The 17,696-nt window shown below is 42.6% G+C and carries 15 protein-coding genes; 8 read left to right on the top strand and 7 right to left on the bottom strand.

Annotated elements, in window-relative coordinates; all coding sequences use genetic code 11:
- Positions 1-85: 85 nt before the first annotated feature.
- From ABMY45_RS10015 to ABMY45_RS10030, 4 genes are all read left to right on the top strand, one after another.
- Positions 86-1,462 carry an L-serine ammonia-lyase gene (locus tag ABMY45_RS10015; protein ID WP_010606395.1) on the top strand — a complete coding sequence of 459 codons (1,377 nt, stop codon included), beginning with the start codon at positions 86-88 and terminating at the stop codon, positions 1,460-1,462.
- A gap of 130 nt (positions 1,463-1,592) precedes the next feature.
- Positions 1,593-1,823 (top strand): hypothetical protein, encoded by a 231-nt coding sequence (locus tag ABMY45_RS10020; RefSeq protein ID WP_349288831.1) that lies wholly within the window; start codon positions 1,593-1,595, stop codon positions 1,821-1,823.
- A 229-nt stretch (positions 1,824-2,052) separates the two neighbouring features.
- Positions 2,053-4,395, top strand: a complete 2,343-nt coding sequence (locus tag ABMY45_RS10025) for a S8 family serine peptidase (protein ID WP_239420923.1) — start codon at positions 2,053-2,055, stop codon at positions 4,393-4,395.
- Between the two features lie 14 nt (positions 4,396-4,409).
- Entirely contained in the window at positions 4,410-4,934 is a 525-nt protein-coding gene (locus ABMY45_RS10030; RefSeq protein WP_010606392.1) for a hypothetical protein, read from the top strand.
- A 610-nt stretch (positions 4,935-5,544) separates the two neighbouring features.
- Here the strand turns inward: ABMY45_RS10030 and ABMY45_RS10035 are convergent.
- Both ABMY45_RS10035 and bamC read right to left on the bottom strand, forming a co-directional pair.
- Entirely contained in the window at positions 5,545-6,915 is a 1,371-nt protein-coding gene (locus ABMY45_RS10035) for a YjiH family protein (protein WP_349288832.1), read from the bottom strand.
- 65 nt (positions 6,916-6,980) lie between these two features.
- Entirely contained in the window at positions 6,981-8,039 is a 1,059-nt protein-coding gene (gene bamC / locus ABMY45_RS10040) for an outer membrane protein assembly factor BamC (protein WP_349288833.1), read from the bottom strand.
- A gap of 332 nt (positions 8,040-8,371) precedes the next feature.
- Here bamC and ABMY45_RS10045 point away from each other — a divergent pair, with 332 nt between their 5' ends.
- A complete protein-coding gene (locus tag ABMY45_RS10045; protein WP_010606389.1) occupies positions 8,372-8,905 on the top strand; it encodes an ACT domain-containing protein in 534 nt (177 codons plus the stop codon).
- A gap of 9 nt (positions 8,906-8,914) precedes the next feature.
- Positions 8,915-9,388, top strand: a complete 474-nt coding sequence (gene bcp / locus ABMY45_RS10050) for a thioredoxin-dependent thiol peroxidase (protein WP_349288834.1) — start codon at positions 8,915-8,917, stop codon at positions 9,386-9,388.
- An 85-nt stretch (positions 9,389-9,473) separates the two neighbouring features.
- On the opposite strand, the gene putP is transcribed toward bcp, so the two are convergent.
- The gene (gene putP, locus ABMY45_RS10055; protein WP_010606387.1) at positions 9,474-10,955 is read right to left on the bottom strand and encodes a sodium/proline symporter PutP; all 1,482 of its coding nucleotides are present in this window, start codon (positions 10,953-10,955) and stop codon (positions 9,474-9,476) included.
- A 319-nt stretch (positions 10,956-11,274) separates the two neighbouring features.
- On the opposite strand from putP, the gene ABMY45_RS10060 reads away from it, so the two are divergent.
- Together ABMY45_RS10060 and ABMY45_RS10065 are read left to right on the top strand one after the other, a co-directional pair.
- On the top strand, positions 11,275-12,495 hold the full coding sequence (locus tag ABMY45_RS10060) for an HDOD domain-containing protein (protein WP_010606386.1): 1,221 nt from the start codon (positions 11,275-11,277) through the stop codon (positions 12,493-12,495).
- 89 nt (positions 12,496-12,584) lie between these two features.
- On the top strand, positions 12,585-14,603 hold the full coding sequence (locus ABMY45_RS10065) for a TonB-dependent copper receptor (RefSeq protein ID WP_349288835.1): 2,019 nt from the start codon (positions 12,585-12,587) through the stop codon (positions 14,601-14,603).
- Between the two features lie 47 nt (positions 14,604-14,650).
- On the opposite strand, the gene ABMY45_RS10070 is transcribed toward ABMY45_RS10065, so the two are convergent.
- The 4 genes from ABMY45_RS10070 to ABMY45_RS10085 are packed head-to-tail and all read right to left on the bottom strand — an operon-like array spanning position 14,651 to position 17,696.
- On the bottom strand, positions 14,651-15,382 hold the full coding sequence (locus ABMY45_RS10070) for a VacJ family lipoprotein (protein ID WP_102056499.1): 732 nt from the start codon (positions 15,380-15,382) through the stop codon (positions 14,651-14,653).
- The gene (ccmI, locus tag ABMY45_RS10075; protein ID WP_102056498.1) at positions 15,383-16,666 is read right to left on the bottom strand and encodes a c-type cytochrome biogenesis protein CcmI; all 1,284 of its coding nucleotides are present in this window, start codon (positions 16,664-16,666) and stop codon (positions 15,383-15,385) included.
- Entirely contained in the window at positions 16,663-17,127 is a 465-nt protein-coding gene (locus tag ABMY45_RS10080) for a cytochrome c-type biogenesis protein (RefSeq protein ID WP_349288836.1), read from the bottom strand. Before ABMY45_RS10080 ends, ccmI begins: the two co-directional genes overlap by 4 nt.
- A complete protein-coding gene (locus tag ABMY45_RS10085) occupies positions 17,124-17,696 on the bottom strand; it encodes a redoxin family protein (protein WP_010606381.1) in 573 nt (190 codons plus the stop codon). The genes ABMY45_RS10080 and ABMY45_RS10085 overlap by 4 nt, the downstream gene beginning before the upstream one ends.

Genomic DNA, 17,696 nt, shown 5'->3' on the forward strand with positions numbered 1-17,696 from the left:
CATATACTTTTGCCGATTATGGGTTACTTCCCTAAGTAGACACGTTATGATGGCGTCCGTTTTAAAGGCAATGTGAGTAAAATTTATGATCAGTGCATTCGATATGTTTAGTATCGGTATTGGACCTTCTTCCTCTCATACAGTGGGACCAATGCGTGCTTCTAGGTTATTCGTACAAGACCTTCAGGCACAAGGCATCGTTGATGATATCACTTCGGTGAAAGTGGAACTGTTCGGCTCTTTAGGCCAAACAGGTATTGGCCACGGCTCTGGCAAAGCTGTTATTTTGGGACTTGCGGGTTACGATCCTGAGACCATAGATGCAGATCTAGTACCAGAGATCTTAGAAACCATAGAAAATGAACAGGTTATCTATCTCGACAAGCAACATAAAGTAAAATTTCCTAAGCAAGGCGCGATTGTGTTTCACCGTCGAAAAACGCTGCCTAAGCACTCCAATGCAATGGAAATCAAAGCGTATAAAGGCGAAGAGCTTGCTCATAGCCAAATTTACTATTCGATTGGTGGTGGCTTTATCGTTACCGATCAGAATTTTGAAGCTGAAAAGCAAGCTGCGTTAGATATCAGAACAGAAAACCCGGCACCTTACCCATTCAATTCAGCCGCCGAACTACTGGAAATGTGTAAAGAGTCTGGTCTCAGTGTGTCTTCGTTAATGATGGCCAACGAGAAAACGCTACGTAAAGAATCTGAAATCAAAGAAACGCTATTCCACATCTGGCAAGTAATGAAAGCTTGTATTGAACGTGGTATGAAAACCGAAGGTATTTTACCAGGCGGTTTAAAGGTTCGTCGTCGTGCACCTAGCCTGTATTTAAAACTCAGTGTAGAAACGCACCAAGATCCACTGCGCGCAATGGATTGGGTGGATTTGTTTGCACTTGCAGTTAATGAAGAAAATGCAGCGGGCGGCCGCGTAGTAACCGCACCAACCAATGGTGCAGCCGGTATTCTTCCAGCGGTGTTAATGTACTATCACACTTTTATCAAAGAAGTGGATATAGAGATTGCCACACGTTATCTACTTACCGCAGCGGCGATTGGGATCTTATATAAGAAGAATGCCTCTATATCTGGCGCTGAAGTTGGATGCCAAGGTGAAGTAGGTGTTGCGTGTTCAATGGCTGCTGGCGCTCTTACCGAAATCATGGGTGGTAACGTAGTACACGTTGAGAACGCCGCTGAGATTGGTATGGAGCATAATCTAGGCCTAACCTGCGATCCTGTCGGTGGGCTTGTGCAAGTTCCGTGTATTGAGCGCAATGCAATGGGTTCTATTAAAGCCATTAATGCTTCTCGTCTTGCTTTGCGCGGTACGGGCGATCAAAAAGTATCACTAGATAAAGTGATTAAAACGATGCTTGATACCGGTAACGATATGAAAACTAAATACAAGGAAACCGCACGCGGTGGATTGGCGGTAAACATTATTGAGTGCTAGTTGACAATTGTCAGTTCACTTTACAGATGACTTAATGGCATCATGGTGGTAAATCATGATGCCATTTTTTATCGTCACTACAATGAATTCGTCATGATATTACTTATCAACAAAAAGGAGTAAATTGGCTATGTCAGGCACTACAATGGTTTTTTTGATTGTACTTATTAGTGTTGGTGGAGGAATAATTAGCGAAATCTATAAACGCCGCTTGGAATTTAAAAAAATAGACGCACAAAGAACAAAGGTGCATGATGAGCTACACTCAGAGGTTGCTGCATTAAAAGCAAGAGTGGCAACACTGGAGCAAATTGTTACCGATGAAGGTTATCAAGTTAAAAAAGATATAAATAACTTATAAAAGAATACGGCTAATAACGCTACTAGGCAAAGGAAAGGAGTCCTTTCTGGTTAATTTTTTCATCTCTTGTTACTGTTTACATTTGTTTTCAAAGAAGATAACCAATTGAATTAAATGATAAAAAAACACCTCTGATTACACCTTGTTTACAAAACTTAAAATTATATAATTGCTAACATTAATTTACTTGAGTACATTCGTTACTGCAAAGTGTACAAAGGTAAATAATATGAATAACAATAAATTCAAATACACCGCTTTATCCGCAGCGATAGTAGTAGCACTATCAGCTTGTGGTGGAAGCGATAACAACAATAATAGTTCAGCTCAAGAGCTAGATCATGCACCTCAGGCTGGTGTTACCCAGCTAGAAAATGTAAAACATTGGCAGACCATTTCGGGCTCAATTCAAGCCTCCGACGCAGATAGTGACAATCTATCAATTACAATATTTGACGGTGAGACAGAGATTTCGCCTGTAGATAATGTTTACACTTTTCCTCATGGTATTTTAACGCTAAAAAGTCTAACCGCTTTTGATTACTTGCCAATATCTGGCGAAGCGGCAACTATTAAGTACACTGTTACTGCAAAAGGAAAGTCAGCCAACGGTAGTATTGAGATCCCAGCATCACTAACTGACCCTCTTGCTTACCAGCAATGGCACCTAAATAATACGGGTCAAAAGGCTTACGCACTGAGTGATGCGATGAAAAAAGGCTTGGTCGACCTTTACGTCGGTCGTGGCATTATGACTGAAGAACAAGCGATTGAGTACTGGAATAGTGAATTTGCGGATGCAGAATCAAACATCTTAGTCGCTGGTGAAGATATGAATGTACCAGCAGCATTTGCCCAGGGTGTAACGGGCGAAGGTGTGACAGCCGTTGTCGTTGACTCAGGCCTAGAAATTAGACATGAAGATTTGGCTCCTAACGTTTTGCCAAATCGCTCTCTTAACCTACTTGACAATGCGCTTGATAAAACTGACCCTACGAGCACAGCGACTAATGGTGACCACGGGACTAGTGTTGCAGGTCTGATTGCATCTAAAGGCTGGAACGGCCTAGGCGGCCGTGGTGTTTCGCCTGATACTGGTCTTATCGGAATGAATTTACTAGCTAGCGGTGACAAGACACCGAAGCAAGATCTTTTAGTTCATGGCTTTCCTGGCTCTGGGATAACAGAAAGTGAGTCTATTTCTGTATTCAACCGCAGCTATGGCCTTACCTACCCTGTTCAATTTAGTTATTCGGAACTTGATGAAGCAATTGAATCTTATCCAAACAGGAAGCTTCGTTCAGGCAAAGGTGCTACTAACGTAAAATCAAGTGGTAATAGTTTTGTAAGTGAAGACTTAGAAGGCTCATTTTGTGATGACAATGGTGCAAATGACTTAGGATTAACCTGCTACAATAGCAACAGTGAAAGTAGCCAAGGGCACCCTTACTATTTCTCTATTGGTGCCGTTAACTCAAATGGTAAACATACTAGTTACTCAAGCGCTGGGGCAAACCTGTTAGCAGCAGCTCCTGCTGGGGAATATGGCCGTTGGGCTCCTGCAATGGTTACGACTGATCCAATGACATGTTTAAGTGGTAGTTCTGGTTATACTGGTCGCGCAATCGCCAGTTGGACAGGAGCTTATGGAGAGGAGTTCGCTGCAAGCCAATACCCATTCGATTACCCTGGACATCCAGAAAACCCTAACTGTAATTACCGTTCAACCATGAATGGAACCTCTTCTGCAGCACCAAACGCTTCAGGCGTGATCTCTCTGATCCTATCAGCGAACAGTGAGCTGACTTGGAGAGATGTACGTCATATCATTGTGTCAACAAGCACCAAAAATGACGCCGAAAATGCGCCAGTAACGGTGCCAGTAGGCGCTGGTGAATTTATCGCGCATGATGGCTGGGTAGAAAACGCAGCTGGCTATAGCCATAATAACCTTTATGGTTTTGGCCGTGTAGATGCCGGTGCAGCAGTTAAAATGGCCAAGTCTTACTCAACTAAACTTGGTGAAGAAGTTATTACAGATTGGATTGGCCAAGGCTCCGTAATGGGTCAAGATTCTCTAGAGATGGCAATCCCTGATAACAGTGAAGTTGGTGCCACTTACAAAGTGACTGTCTCAGAGGACATCAACGTTGAAGCTATCCAATTCAAACTGGATGTATTTAACGATGAGTTTGGTATGGGAATTCAAAATGATGAAGCGGTTATACAGTCTACAGCTGGTTCTGACTTGGCAATTGAAGTTATCTCTCCGAGCGGTACGAGAAGCGTTTTATTATCATCTAGACAAGCACTGATACGCCCTGCATATGATTTTAGCGGTGCTGGCTTCCAGGTTGGCTATATCCTAAAAAATGGCGTATTTTTATCAAACAGCTTCTATGGTGAGTCAGCTAAAGGAGAGTGGACAATTCGCTTGTTTGACGTGTCAGACAAGTCGTTTGCGACGACTAGCACAGGTGATATTGTCTACGATGGATACGTAAACAATTCAACGCCATCAAAACTGATGGGTGCAGCTGTACGTATCTTTGGCCATCAATCTGCTGAGTAATTGGAGTGTATACTATGAACAAGTTAAAAATCGCGGCATTAATTACAACTTCACTATTCTTAACTCAAGCAGAGGCTCGAGACAACTTGACTCCTAAACTGGAGAAAGCAAACAAAGTGGCAAATTTTGAAAAGCCTGATTTTGGTGCTTATAAGATTATGTCTGACTATGCATTAGTTCCGTTAGCCATTGCAGATCCTAGTGCTGTAATTAGCCAAAAAGGTGAAAAAGCGCTAGTCAAGTCGACGTCTATCAGCCAGTTATTTACTAAAGGCTCTTTAGTTAAAAATATATTCAATGGTGAGATTGCTCCAGTATCTGGTAACATCAACCTGCTTATGAAAGACAATGCGTCTGCACGCGAATTAGCAAGTGAGTACGGCGTTGCTGTTGAAAATACGTATGACGGTGGCCGAATTGCTGTTGTTAGTGTAAACAGCAACCAAGATTTACTAGGTAAACTTGCTGAGCTGAAGCAGTCAGGAAAGGTAGTTGAAGCTAGAATTGAAGTGTTAGGTACTTTATACACATCTAGATAATTTTTCTGTCAAACACTAATTTTTCTCAAGCCTCATTTAGAATGGGGCTTTTTTACGCTTCAAAAGCCTAATACACTGATGACTATATTTTCTGCTACCCCCTAAAACCTCAGATATGGCTAGCTCAAAAGTGACCTCCGTATTTTGAAATCCATTATTTTATAACTAACCTAAACTCGTATACTTACTATTCTTTATAAAATTGCCTATTAAAAATACAAGCATTGGCTGAAACTTAAGTTATACCAATTTAGGCCCCGTGCCTTATACCAATTCGCTTAATTAAGTGATCTATTTTGAGGCGAGAAAATCTTGTCGATAACAAGGCGAAAATATTGCTATTTAGTTGTTCTAAATGAGAAATTTTTAACGCAGTTAGCGTCAGATTTGCTCCTTCAAATTGAGCAAGTATTAAGACTAATTGGTATTGGGCTATAGCTTTAGCGATGATTGCTCGAGGAGGGAATTTAATAGCTTATTTTTAGTACCAATTGGTTATGGGGAGAAATAGAATAATGAATATCTGTATGAAGTTAGTCAACTGACCCACAATATTTAGGCGGGTAAATATTGTGGGTTATCAGTATACTCTGTTACTGAGTGTCCTGTTTTAGCCAACTAACCACTTGGCCATGAAGACGATGACAGGCAAAGTAACAAGTGTTCTCAAGATAAAGATTAGGAATAGCTCCCACAAGTTCACTGGGATTTTACTACCAAGCAATAATGCCCCAACTTCAGACATGTAAATTAACTGGGTAACACTCATTGCGGCAACGATAAACAATGTTGTTTCATTCTCTATACTAGTTTTTGCTAATATTGTTGGGATAAACATATCCGCAAAACCGACAACGATTGTCTGTGCTGCTTTTTCGGCTTCTGCCACATTAAGTAGTTCAAGGTAAGGAACGAAAGGTGTGCCTAAATATTGAAATACTGGCGTATATTCAGAAATAATCAGCGCAAAAGTACCAACGGCCATAACCACGGGAAGTACAGCAAACACCATATCTAATGCGTTGTGCAGGCCTTCTTCTATTGTTCCTTTCACCCCTGGAGCCGTTTTAGCCTTGGTAAGCGCTATATCTAGGGAGTGGCTAAACAACCCCTTCCCTTTAGGCACAGCTTCAGAATCTTCATTATGATCACTACCATCAACATAAATATCTTTTTTGAACTTTAGCGGTGGTAAGCGCGGCACTATAATTGCTGCAACAAAGCCAGCTGCACATACGGTCAGATAAAACGGAGCAAAAAATCTTTCAAGTCCAACATTTGTTATCACAACCATGCAAAAAGTGATTGAAACCGCAGAGAATGTAGTACCAATGATTGCTGCTTCTCGTTGTGTGTAATGCTTATCTTCGTATTGGCGAGCGGTCATCAAAATACCGACACTGCCGTCGCCAAGCCAAGATGCAACACAGTTTACCGCGCTACGACCAGGCACACCGAATAGCGGGCGCATCACTTTGGTTAAGAGTGTGCCAACCATCTCAAGTAGACCAAAGTTAAGTAGTAATGGCAGCAATAGTCCAGCTAAAATGAATACACAAAATAGCACGGGCAAAAGATCATTGAGCACTAACGCCCCTGTATTTTCCGAATGGATCGCTTCTGGACCAACACCATTGAAGGTAAGCACAATAAACACCATGCCAACTAGTCGGGTTATCAACCAAACCCAGCTAACGTCAAATAAGTGCTTTATTATGGTTATTTTTAATAGCGCTTGAGGTCTTAGGAGCTTCATCACCAAACTCATGATCCCGGTAATACATACTATTGCGACAATCATGTCGTTAATAAAAGGAGCGACTTGCGCTTGTAACCACTTCGCCATCACTGCAATTGGGATAGTCATTCCTTCCTCAATCGCCACTGGCGTCATAAATAAAAAGATACCAATCAATGACGGTACGATAAACGCAAACCACGTTTGTAAGGTGGAGCGTGGTGTCATAGTGCTCTCTGTCATTTTTTACTTCCACAAAAACAAAGAAAAGAGCCGAAGCTCTTTTCGTTTTTAAATTATTATATTTATTAAATCGTTAGACCTTTTTGCCTTAGCAAAGTGATCAAGGCTTGATGCAGGTTATTCATGGTGTTTGCATCAAGTACGTTACCGTCACTATCCTTCCAGGTAATTGAAGTACGCGTGTCCTGCGCTTGAGCGATCTTTATCGTGTAATCACCATTTTCAATTGGCAACACAACCGCTTCTTCACCCCAAATAGAATCCCAAACGCTGCTTTCAGGCGCTTCGTAACGGACCAAAACTTCCTGCTTTTCTCTATCGACACGGACAACCGTGAAGTTACTTCTTTCTAGGAAGTTAGAGAAGCGATCAAGTACCGCTTCTTGACCTTTTTCAGTCAGCAGCGCGGAATCACCATTCTTGTCAAACCCAAGTTCAAGTGCCAGTACACCTTGGCGCTTACGCATTTCAACTTGTAGTAAACGATATTGATAGTCAAATTCGGTCACAACTTCATTAAGCGCTCGTACCTCTAAGTGGTTCTTTTGAAGCGCAGTTAACTCGTCATCGCCTTGATAATCTATCAACTCAGCACGAATTGATGCGGTACGCTGGTGCTCTTTCTGTTCAAGGGTAAATTTAAATTTTTGCTTAGACGGCTCTACACTTTCTTCCCAAAACCAGCCGTCTTTTGGTTGGATCAGTGAATACCAAGTTGTCGTCACTGTCCCTTGTGCCTTGTTATCACTTTCAAACCCAGCGTTATGCATTGCGACGACGCCGTCCACGGCGCGCCAAATAAATGCTGGTAAATCCTCTATCCCATCATTTTTATCAAAATAAATCCTTGCGGCGTCTTCACCCTGCTCGACCCAACTACCTTGCGCAACCGTCAATACTTGCTGCGGTGCACGATAACTTACCGGCTCGGCCGTGTTCTCATATTGACCAACTGGCATGGCAAACTCAGGATCTCGGTAAGGTTGAGACAAGCCTTCAGGGGCTTTCACCGGAGCATTTGCACGATAATTTCTTTCATGATGTGCATCATTTGTGAAAATACTACAGCCGCTTAGACTCACGGCAATTCCAAGAACCAGTGATTTTGGGATCCAATACTGCACTCATTTACTCCTTAGCAAACCCTATTATTATTCGAATCAAAGTTATGATTTAGGATTGCCGAATTGGTTCACACAAAGTTGCCAAAAATTGACAATCTCTGAATTGTTAGTGCTATGACATCGAATGTCCCATCAAATATATTGGGAACACGTATTTCATAGCCAAAATTTTGCCCTATGTTACTTGTCATACATTAGAAAAACAAGCAACCATGTCCAGCAAGCACAATTCTATTTTTTATTACAACGCGCTAGCGCTAAAACTCAGATATGGTAGTATTTCGCGTTAATTATTAACCTTGAGCGCATTACGTGAAATCAGAGGTTCCAAAATGACCATGCATGCAAACCATCAACTTGTCTTAACCGCCATTGGAGAAGACAGATCTGGTATTGTTGGCGAATTGACACAGCTTGTGAGTGACTGCAACTGTAATATTATTGACAGTCGAATTGCAATATTGGGCAATGAGTTTACCTTTATCATGCTACTTGCCGGTGACATGGCGTCTATCAGTCGTGTCGAGCACACTTTACCTGCCAAAGGGATGGAGCTTGGCCTTTTAACGATGATGAAACGCACCGCAAGCCATCAACAAGGCGAATACAGTGCAGGTTATACTTTGGAATATGAAGGGTTAGATACTCCTGGTACGTTAAGTAAAGTAACACGCTATTTCGCAGCGCAAGGGGTGAATATTTGTTCACTGAAGTCAGATACCTTTGAGCAAGAAGACGAGCTACATATGCGCTGCGAGCTCGAGTTTAATATTCCTGTAGATGTGGATATCGATAACTTTAAAGTTCAGTTCGAAGATCTTTCACACTCCTTAAACGTAGACTATATATTCAGACGCATTCGCTAAGGATTTACTATGAATACTTTGAAAGTCGGTGATAAAGCACCATTATTCTCACTGCAAAACCAAAACGACGAGACCGTTGAGCTTGCTACTTTATTAAAGTCACATCAAGTTTTAGTCTATTTTTACCCTAAAGCATTGACCCCAGGCTGTACCGTTCAAGCTGAAAATCTGCGTGACCACAAAGCTGAACTGGCTGAATTAAACACCGTAGCCGTTGGCATTAGTCCAGATGCTGTGAAAAAGTTAAAGAACTTTGAAAACAAAAAAGAGCTTAACTTTGACTTACTTTCGGATGAAGACCACACGGTAGCCGATGAGTTTGGTGTGTGGGGCTTAAAGAAATTTATGGGTAAAGAGTATGACGGTATTCATCGCCTATCTTTCTTAGTCGGTCAAGACGGTACCATCAAGCACGTGTTCAATAAGTTTAAAACCAAAGACCACCATGAAGTCGTGATTAACCACTTGAAAGAACACGCTTAAAGTGACTCGTTAAGCCGTATATACGTATATTTGAGAAATAAAAAACGGAGCTGAATGCTCCGTTTTTTGTCCGCTTCAACCGACTTTAATCAAGCGCGTTTTCTACTTTATTAAATAAGGTAGTGATCTCTTTACTTGGTTCCTTGGTCAGTAGGCTAACAGCAAAGATAGCGACTGTCGCAACAATAAATCCTGGGACAATTTCATATAATGTCGCACTAAGCGGCTCGCCATTATAAGTAAACGGACCGTAGATCCATACCAACACAGTCACCGCACCAGATACCATGCCGGCGAGTGCTCCAGCAAAGTTCATACGAGACCAAAATAAGCTTATCAATACTAGCGGGCCAAATGCCGCACCAAAACCTGCCCAAGCATTACTCACAAGATCTAGAATCGAGCTATCTCTGTCGTACGCAAGATAAATGGCAGCAAGCGCAACAACTAGTACACTGATACGACCAACAAGCACAAGTTCTTTATCCGAAGCATTTTTGTTCAAGAATATCTTATAAAAGTCTTCAGTTAACGAGCTCGAACTCACTAACAACTGCGAAGAAATGGTACTCATAATTGCCGCAAGAATAGCTGCAAGTAAGAATCCCGCAATCAATGGGTGAAACAATAACTGGGATAAAATCAAGAAAATGGTCTCAGCATCGTCTACAACAATCCCATGCTCATGTGCATAAGCAGCACCAAACAAACCAGTGCCCACGGCACCGAGAGCTGCGACTATCATCCAGCTCATACCTATACGGCGCGCTGTTGGCATATCTTTAACACTTCGAACAGACATAAAGCGCACGATAATATGGGGTTGACCAAAATATCCAAGACCCCAAGACATTGCAGAAATAATGCCTATTGCGCCAGCTGATCCCACCCAAGTTAACATCGACGGATTTAACTCGTTCAGTGTTTGAGAAAGTGGATTATCGAGTAATGAGAAGGTAACTAAAGGCACTAAAATCAAAGCGATAAACATGATACAGCCTTGGACAAAGTCAGTCAGACTTACCGCTAAAAAGCCACCGAATAAAGTATAAAGCACAACAACACTAGTTGTGATATATAAGCCGCTCTCATAACTCATGCCAAATGAACTTTCGAACAGCTTGCCACCGGCAACCACGCCAGAAGAGGTATATAGCGTGAAGAAAACAATGATCACTAACGCAGAGACTATTCTTAACGCATTTCCTTTATCTTCGAAACGATTGGCAAAATAGTCAGGAATGGTGATCGCATCATTTGCATACTCTGTGTAAACACGCAGGCGCGGTGCGACCAATAAATAGTTGAGCCAAGCACCAATCACAAGGCCAATTGCAATCCATGTACTGCTAAAACCATAGAGGAACATTGCGCCAGGTAGACCCATCAAGATCCAACCACTCATGTCGGATGCACCAGCTGAAAGAGCTGCTACACTTGGTGGCAGACTACGGCCACCCAACATGTAGCCAGACACATCACTGGTCGACTTTTTATATGCATATAACCCAATTCCCAGCATCGCAATAAAATACAGTGCGAGAGAGATTATCGTACCAATCTCCAAATTAGCCTCCTAAATTGTTAGTTGGGCTCTTCTCCAAATGTGAGCTTTTTCTATCACTTAATTATTCGATTTCTAACTCACTTTGAATAAAAGCCAAAAACATAAAGACCTCACTATAACACGCACAAACCATACACCCAACCACCTGAGACTATTGACCAAAATAGTATTTTATTTGTACCTAATTCAACTGGTTAATTATCATTCACCCTATGCTCTGTATTTACCCATATTCTGTAAACTCAATTTCCCAGCGTGACCTGACTGCGCTTTTACCTTATATTAAAGCCAATAGCATTTTGTTTGGACGGTAGTATCTATGTACTTTTACGCGGCTCGCCAGCCAATTTTTGATGTCCAAAGGGAATTGATTGGCTACGAACTTTTATTTCGTGATGGATTAAGTAACGTATTTCCCGAAATTGACGGCGATGAAGCGACAAGCCGGTTAGTTGAGGGCAGCCAGTTTACCTTTGGCCTAGATGATTTAACCAATCAACAGCCAGCCTACATTAACTTCACCCTAGAAACACTTGCTAAAGGTTATGTACAAATGCTCGCCCCCGAGCAAGTTGTTGTAGAAATATTAGAAACAGTACAACCGGGCAAACGGCTCTTAGCCTGTGTCAAAGAGCTAAAAGAGCAAGGTTATACACTAGCGCTTGACGATTACCATCACCAAAATGTGTGGCGCCATTTTTTTCCTTATATCGACCAAATAAAAGTCGACTTTTTGGCGACTAACCTTGACCAAATTCATGCCATTAAAGGCGCGATACAGGATTTTCCTAACATTGATTTAGTGGCAGAAAAAGTAGAAACCTACGAGCAGTTTGAACTCGCCAAGTCGCTTGGATTCAAATATTTTCAAGGCTTCTTTTTTGCCAAACCCGAGATGGTCAAAACCAAAGCACTAGCCCCCTCGGAATTAGCCATGGCTGAATTGCTTTATGAGACTTCGAGCGTTGAGCCCGACCTTGCTAGGATCACTCAGGTCTTCGAGCGTGATGTAAACCTAAGCTACAAACTTCTTCGTTATGCAAATAGTGCCGTATTTAAACGCCGAGCAGAGATATCGACGATTAAACAAGCCTTGGTTGTACTCGGTAGTGATGAGCTTAAGCGTCTGATCTCATTATTGTTTGCTTCACAGCTTAATACAGAAAAGCCCAAAGAACTGCTTTCACTCTCATTATTGCGTGCACACTTTATGGAAGCAATAGCAACTAAGGCCAACAAAGTCTCCGATACTGGGAGTACATTTTTGGTTGGTATGATGTCACTGATGGACGCCATTCTTGATGACGATATGGCCAGTTTATTGACGAAGTTACCCTTATCTCAAGAAATTAAATCAACTTTACTGAAGAAACCGAGTGCTTTTGGTATCTATCTAGACCTTGCAGAATCTCTGGAAAAAGGTGATTGGGATAGTGTTGAAACCATATCAAAATCTCTTGGCGTAACCAGCCAAAATATCGCAGAGCTATATCAAAAGTCGCAAGTTTGGAGTGACACTCAAATAAAAGCGATAGAGTAACCTATCAAAGGATGCGACAATCTGTCGCATCCCGCTAAGCACCTGATAGCGATAAAATAAGTTCACCAAAACAACTTCAAAGTGAACTTATGAAACGCACTCTACTCTCTCTTGCTATTGTTTCCTTATCCCCCATAACTCATGCCGATGAAATTGAAAAAATCGTTGTTATTGCACCGATGCAAACACCAATTACGCTAACAACGGATACCAAAGCAGTACGCCAACCACTACCAGCACAAGATGGCGCGGATTTACTCTCTTCAATCGCTGGGTTCTCACTAATTAAAAAAGGCGGCGCAAGCGCTGACCCTGTGTTTCGCGGTATGGCAGGCTCTAGAATTGCGATTATCGCCAATAATGGTCAAACGCTGGGTGGTTGCGGTAGCCGCATGGATCCGCCAACGGCATATATTACGCCACAATCCTACGACACCTTAAAAGTCATCAAAGGCCCACAAACTGTGTTGTATGGTCCAGGCAACAGTGCTGCCACTGTGGTGTTTGAGCGTGAAAATGAACGCCTAGCTAAGTCAGAAGTGATTGGCTTTACCAATGCGGTGCTGTCGAGCCAAGGCCGCCACAGTGTTAACAGTGATATCAAGGCTGGTAATGAACGCGGATACGCTCGGATCGCTGCAAATTACAGCGATGCTGATGATTATGAAGATGGCAATGGTACCAAAGTTCACTCGGCTTACGAGCGCTGGAATATAGACACAGAGTTTGCCTATACCCCAAGCGATGACGCCTTTTACTCTATCACTTACGGGGTGAGCGATGGTGAAGTTGCCTATGCCGACCGCATGATGGATGGTAGCCTCTTCGACCGAGAAAATATTGGCCTGAATATCAAATTATCTTCCCTTTCATCTCTGATTGAAGAGTTAACATTCAACGCATACTATAACTACGTCGACCACATCATGGACAATCATAGCTTACGTCCTTTTGTTGCTAACATGATGATGAAAACCCCAACCTCCTCCAATCCTGACCGTAAAACTTATGGCGCAAAGCTTACGTTGACTTCAGAAATCAATGCCCAACATACTTTTGTCTACGGTGTCGATTATCAAGCAAATGAGCACCGCAATCGAGTCAGCCGAGATCAATTCAACAATCCGGTAGAAACGATGCCGCGCCAAATAGATGCTGAATTTAGACAGCTCGGTATATTTGCCGAGTTAGAATATCAATTGAGTCGCTCCAGCCAATGGGTTAGCGGATTACGCATTGATGATTGGCAAAGTGAAGATCATCGCACCATGATAAACGCAATGATGTCAATGAAACCAAACCCAACCGCCCTACAAACAAGAGACGATACGTTATTCAGCGGATTTAGCCGTTATCAAGCACAGTCTGAAAACAGCAGCTATTTTGTCGGTTTCGGCGTTACAGAGCGCTTTCCCGATTACTGGGAAGTTGTCGGTGGTAGTCGAGGAAGTGAAACGTCTATTTCTGCCTTTAATGTCGATACTGAAAAGACCTTGCAATTAGATGCTGGATTGGTAAAACAGTTCAAGGCCATTAACGTCAATTTCTCGGTGTTCTATAACCAAATTGACGACTATTTATTAGTCGACAATATGTTTGAAAAGATGAATATGACGTCAAAAGTGACCAGAAATATTGACGCGGAAACCTTCGGTTTTGAGGGTGAAGTAATGTGGCAAGCGAGCAAAGCGCTACAACTCACCGGAAGTATCAACTATGTAAAGGGTAATAACCTTACTGACAATCTCGCATTAGCTCAGCAACCACCTTTGCAACTGCGTATTGCAAGCAATTACCAATTAAGCGATAAGTGGCAACTAGGCGGATTGGTAAGATTAGTACAACACCAGCATAGAGTGGCGATTGGACAAGGGAATATCGCAGGTCAGGATATCGCTGCAACGACTGGATTTGGTACACTTGCACTCAACACCAATTATCAATATAGCGATGCATTACAACTCAGTGCAGGAGTAGATAATGTGCTCGATAAAACCTATGCCGAGCATTTAAGTCGTTCAGGCACCGCAGTAAGTGGCTTTGACCAAATTGATCGAGTCAATGAGCCGGGACGGACGCTCTGGGCAAATCTTAACTGGCGCTTTTAAGTTTTCGCAAAGATAACGAAAAGGTCGGCGATTGCCGACCTTTATTTTTACAGGTTCTCTAAAAAGTTCTCGTCAAAATCATCCGGCTCTTCTTCCATTGGCGGGTTGCCATCAAATAGCTCGTACAATTGACGTTGATAGTATACATCCTTTAAGAAAGTGTATGGATCAAGCGACTCATTTAGCAGCTTTTCTTGTGACATCAAAGCCGCTCTTGCCTCAACCGCACGCAGCGCAAACACTAATACTGTTTGTGGCGTGGTGAGTGCAATTTCTGGCAAGACAAAGTTATCGACTACATCACCCGTTAAGTTTCTCGCGGTCGTCGGTCCCATTCCTGGGATCATAATATACGCACCATCACCAACGCCCCACACCCCAAGGGTTTGGCCAAAATCTTCGTCTTTAAGCTCAAGGCCAAGTGTTTTCGCAACATCAAACAAGCCAAAAATACCGACCGTAGAATTAACTAAAAAGCGAGCAACATTGATTGCCATATGATCAGGCTTGCCCTGCAATGCCGCGTTTACTGCATCGGTCGGCGCGGCGATGTTGGTGGTGAAATTAACCACACTACTGCGCACAGGAGCGGGAGTCACCGCAACATATCCTTTAGCAACAGGCCGTAAGATATAGGCGTCCAACACATCCATATTGAAGTCATAAAGTGGACGGTTAAGTGATTGAAATGGATCTCGTGGATCCTTTTTCTCTTCGGGTACTTGCGCACAACCGACAACGGTCAGCACAAGTAAACCTGTGAGCACAGCTTTAAGCATTTATTTCCCTGTATTTGTTAAGACACGACTAATCTCGACAGTGAGCTGATTTTCGCCTTGTTGAAGTTCAATTACGCTTGAAGCACCCTCTAGTTCTCCATCTGAAGGCATTACTGAACCATCATTAGAAATACGTGCGGTGACCGTAACTTGAGAAAATTTCGACAAGGTTAATTCAGGCATCATTGCCATACTATCATCTAGGTTTACCGTCATTGGCAAGTTAAAGTTTGTAATTTTGGCGACCGCCAATGGCATGGCTGGGCCTTCAGCCGCTTTTGCAAAAACGAACAAAGTGCTGTCCTTTGGAATCTTGTTCTGTAACTCAGCTGAAATGGTTACAGTAGCGACAATACCAGCTTTTACAGCTACTGGTTCATCTGTTTGTTGACCCAACTTTTGCTCGATTTCAGCAATCCGCCCTGCGATCATCTCATAACGCGGATCATCTTTGGTTAATTGTGACAACAAGACTTCAAAAGCGGCTTTTGACTCTTTCCAATCTTGACGTTCATAGGCAATTAACGCCAGCAAGCTAATCGCATCAATATTCGTTGGATCATTCTTGAGCACTTTTGACAACATTCTGGCCGCGCGATTCATACTTGGCTCTGAGCCCTCTATCAATAATGCTTGGCTATAATTCACCAAAACATTATTGTTATTAGGTTGCATCACGAGTGCTTTATCAAATGCCTGCATCGCCATCTCAAAGTCACTAAGTGACATTGCAACACGACCAAGTAACATCCATGCAACTGCATCGTCGCCAGCGGTTGCTAGTTTAGTTCTTAGTCCCAGCGCAAATGCTTGTAGCTCGTTGGCATTTAGCGGCTCTCCAGATTGCATTACTGCACGCTCACCATACTCAGGTAACTTTTCAACGGCTTCATGCCAGCTAGCTATTTGCCTGTGGCTACCCGTATAGTAATAAAAGACACCTGTCACCAGCACCATAAAAGCAATACCTGTCAGCGCTAATACACGGTTGTCACCACGACTCGTCAATGATTGTTCAGGCGATAACTCGTTCAATAAGCGACGCTTGAGTTCAACCACAGATTCATTATAACTGTCTTTTTCGATACGCTGATTAGCAAGCTCTTCTTTTAACTCTTCCAAACGCTGATGAAAAATATCGATACGCTCGGCGTTCGCATCGTGATCAACCGTGACGCGCTTTTCCTTTTTAATAAACGGAAAAACCACAAACAGACCGGCAAATATGCCTAGCAGAAGAAACAAAAACCACATTTGAGTTAAATCTGTCGAGAATTCGCTCACTGCTCACGCTCCTGACGTTGATATTGATTAATGAGCTCAGCTAGCTTTTGTTCGTCTGCGGCATCCCAATCTTGTTTTTTCGCAGCGCGTTTTTGACGAAATATAATAAAGCCGAAACCTAAAATAATGATTGCCACTGGCAGTACCCAAAGTACGATTGTTGCAGGCGTAACAGGTGGTTGATAATGAACGAAATAGCCATAGCGGTCGATCATATAATCAATGACCTCTTGCTTAGACTGACCTTCATTAACCAATGCGATGACTTTGTCACGCAGGTCTTTGGCAACGACGGCATCTGAATCTGCAATGTTTTGGTTCTGGCATTTAGGGCAACGTAGCTCATGAGTCAGCTCTCGGAAAGTTTGCTCACGTTCCGCCGTGGCAAAGTTATACTTATCTTCCGTTGCTTGCGCCGCTGCAGTAATCATCATTAAAAGCAAAACAATTACATATTTCATTGCGTTAACTCCTGATAGATTGCCGCAAACTTAGTGCGCCACACGCGTTCATTGATGTCGCCAGTATGATGCAACAAAATCTTACCTTGCTTATCTACCAAAAAAGTCTCTGGCGCGCCTGAAACTCCTAGATCCAGTGCTAATGTACGCTCCAAATCAAGAATGTTAAATTGGTATGGGTTACCAGCACGACTCAGCATGTTATTGACATCTTGTCTTAGTGCATTGATATCAAACTGGTCGCCAAAATCAGGGTCATAAGCCTGCTCGTAATACAGGCCTATTATTTTCACGCCACGCTCTCTAAGCTCAGTTAAATAACCTAGCTCAGCGATACACGTTGGGCACCAAGTGCCCCATACGTTCATCAAGTAGACTTCACCCTTAAGCGAGTCGGCGGTCCAAGTTTTATCACTATCCATTAGATCGGGTAAAGAAAACTCAGGCATAGTGTGTCCTAAACGGCCTGTCTGAAGTTCTCTTGGATTACCAAATAGTCCTTGGTACAAAAACACACAAAGGAAAATAAATATCAAAAAAGGCACTAAACCTAATAACTTGCGGTTCAT

It is taken from the genome of Pseudoalteromonas sp. XMcav11-Q (assembly GCF_040104525.1).
GTDB lineage: Bacteria > Pseudomonadota > Gammaproteobacteria > Enterobacterales > Alteromonadaceae > Pseudoalteromonas.

Coding starts and splice junctions, on each gene's coding strand:
- ABMY45_RS10015 (WP_010606395.1), top strand. CDS start 86: ATGATCAGTGCATTCGATATGTTTAGTATCGGTATTGGACCTTCTTCC.
- ABMY45_RS10020 (WP_349288831.1), top strand. CDS start 1,593: ATGTCAGGCACTACAATGGTTTTTTTGATTGTACTTATTAGTGTTGGT.
- ABMY45_RS10025 (WP_239420923.1), top strand. CDS start 2,053: ATGAATAACAATAAATTCAAATACACCGCTTTATCCGCAGCGATAGTA.
- ABMY45_RS10030 (WP_010606392.1), top strand. CDS start 4,410: ATGAACAAGTTAAAAATCGCGGCATTAATTACAACTTCACTATTCTTA.
- ABMY45_RS10035 (WP_349288832.1), bottom strand. CDS start 6,915: ATGACAGAGAGCACTATGACACCACGCTCCACCTTACAAACGTGGTTT.
- ABMY45_RS10045 (WP_010606389.1), top strand. CDS start 8,372: ATGACCATGCATGCAAACCATCAACTTGTCTTAACCGCCATTGGAGAA.
- bcp (WP_349288834.1), top strand. CDS start 8,915: ATGAATACTTTGAAAGTCGGTGATAAAGCACCATTATTCTCACTGCAA.
- ABMY45_RS10060 (WP_010606386.1), top strand. CDS start 11,275: ATGTACTTTTACGCGGCTCGCCAGCCAATTTTTGATGTCCAAAGGGAA.
- ABMY45_RS10065 (WP_349288835.1), top strand. CDS start 12,585: ATGAAACGCACTCTACTCTCTCTTGCTATTGTTTCCTTATCCCCCATA.
- ABMY45_RS10070 (WP_102056499.1), bottom strand. CDS start 15,382: ATGCTTAAAGCTGTGCTCACAGGTTTACTTGTGCTGACCGTTGTCGGT.
- ABMY45_RS10080 (WP_349288836.1), bottom strand. CDS start 17,127: ATGAAATATGTAATTGTTTTGCTTTTAATGATGATTACTGCAGCGGCG.
- ABMY45_RS10085 (WP_010606381.1), bottom strand. CDS start 17,696: ATGAACCGCAAGTTATTAGGTTTAGTGCCTTTTTTGATATTTATTTTC.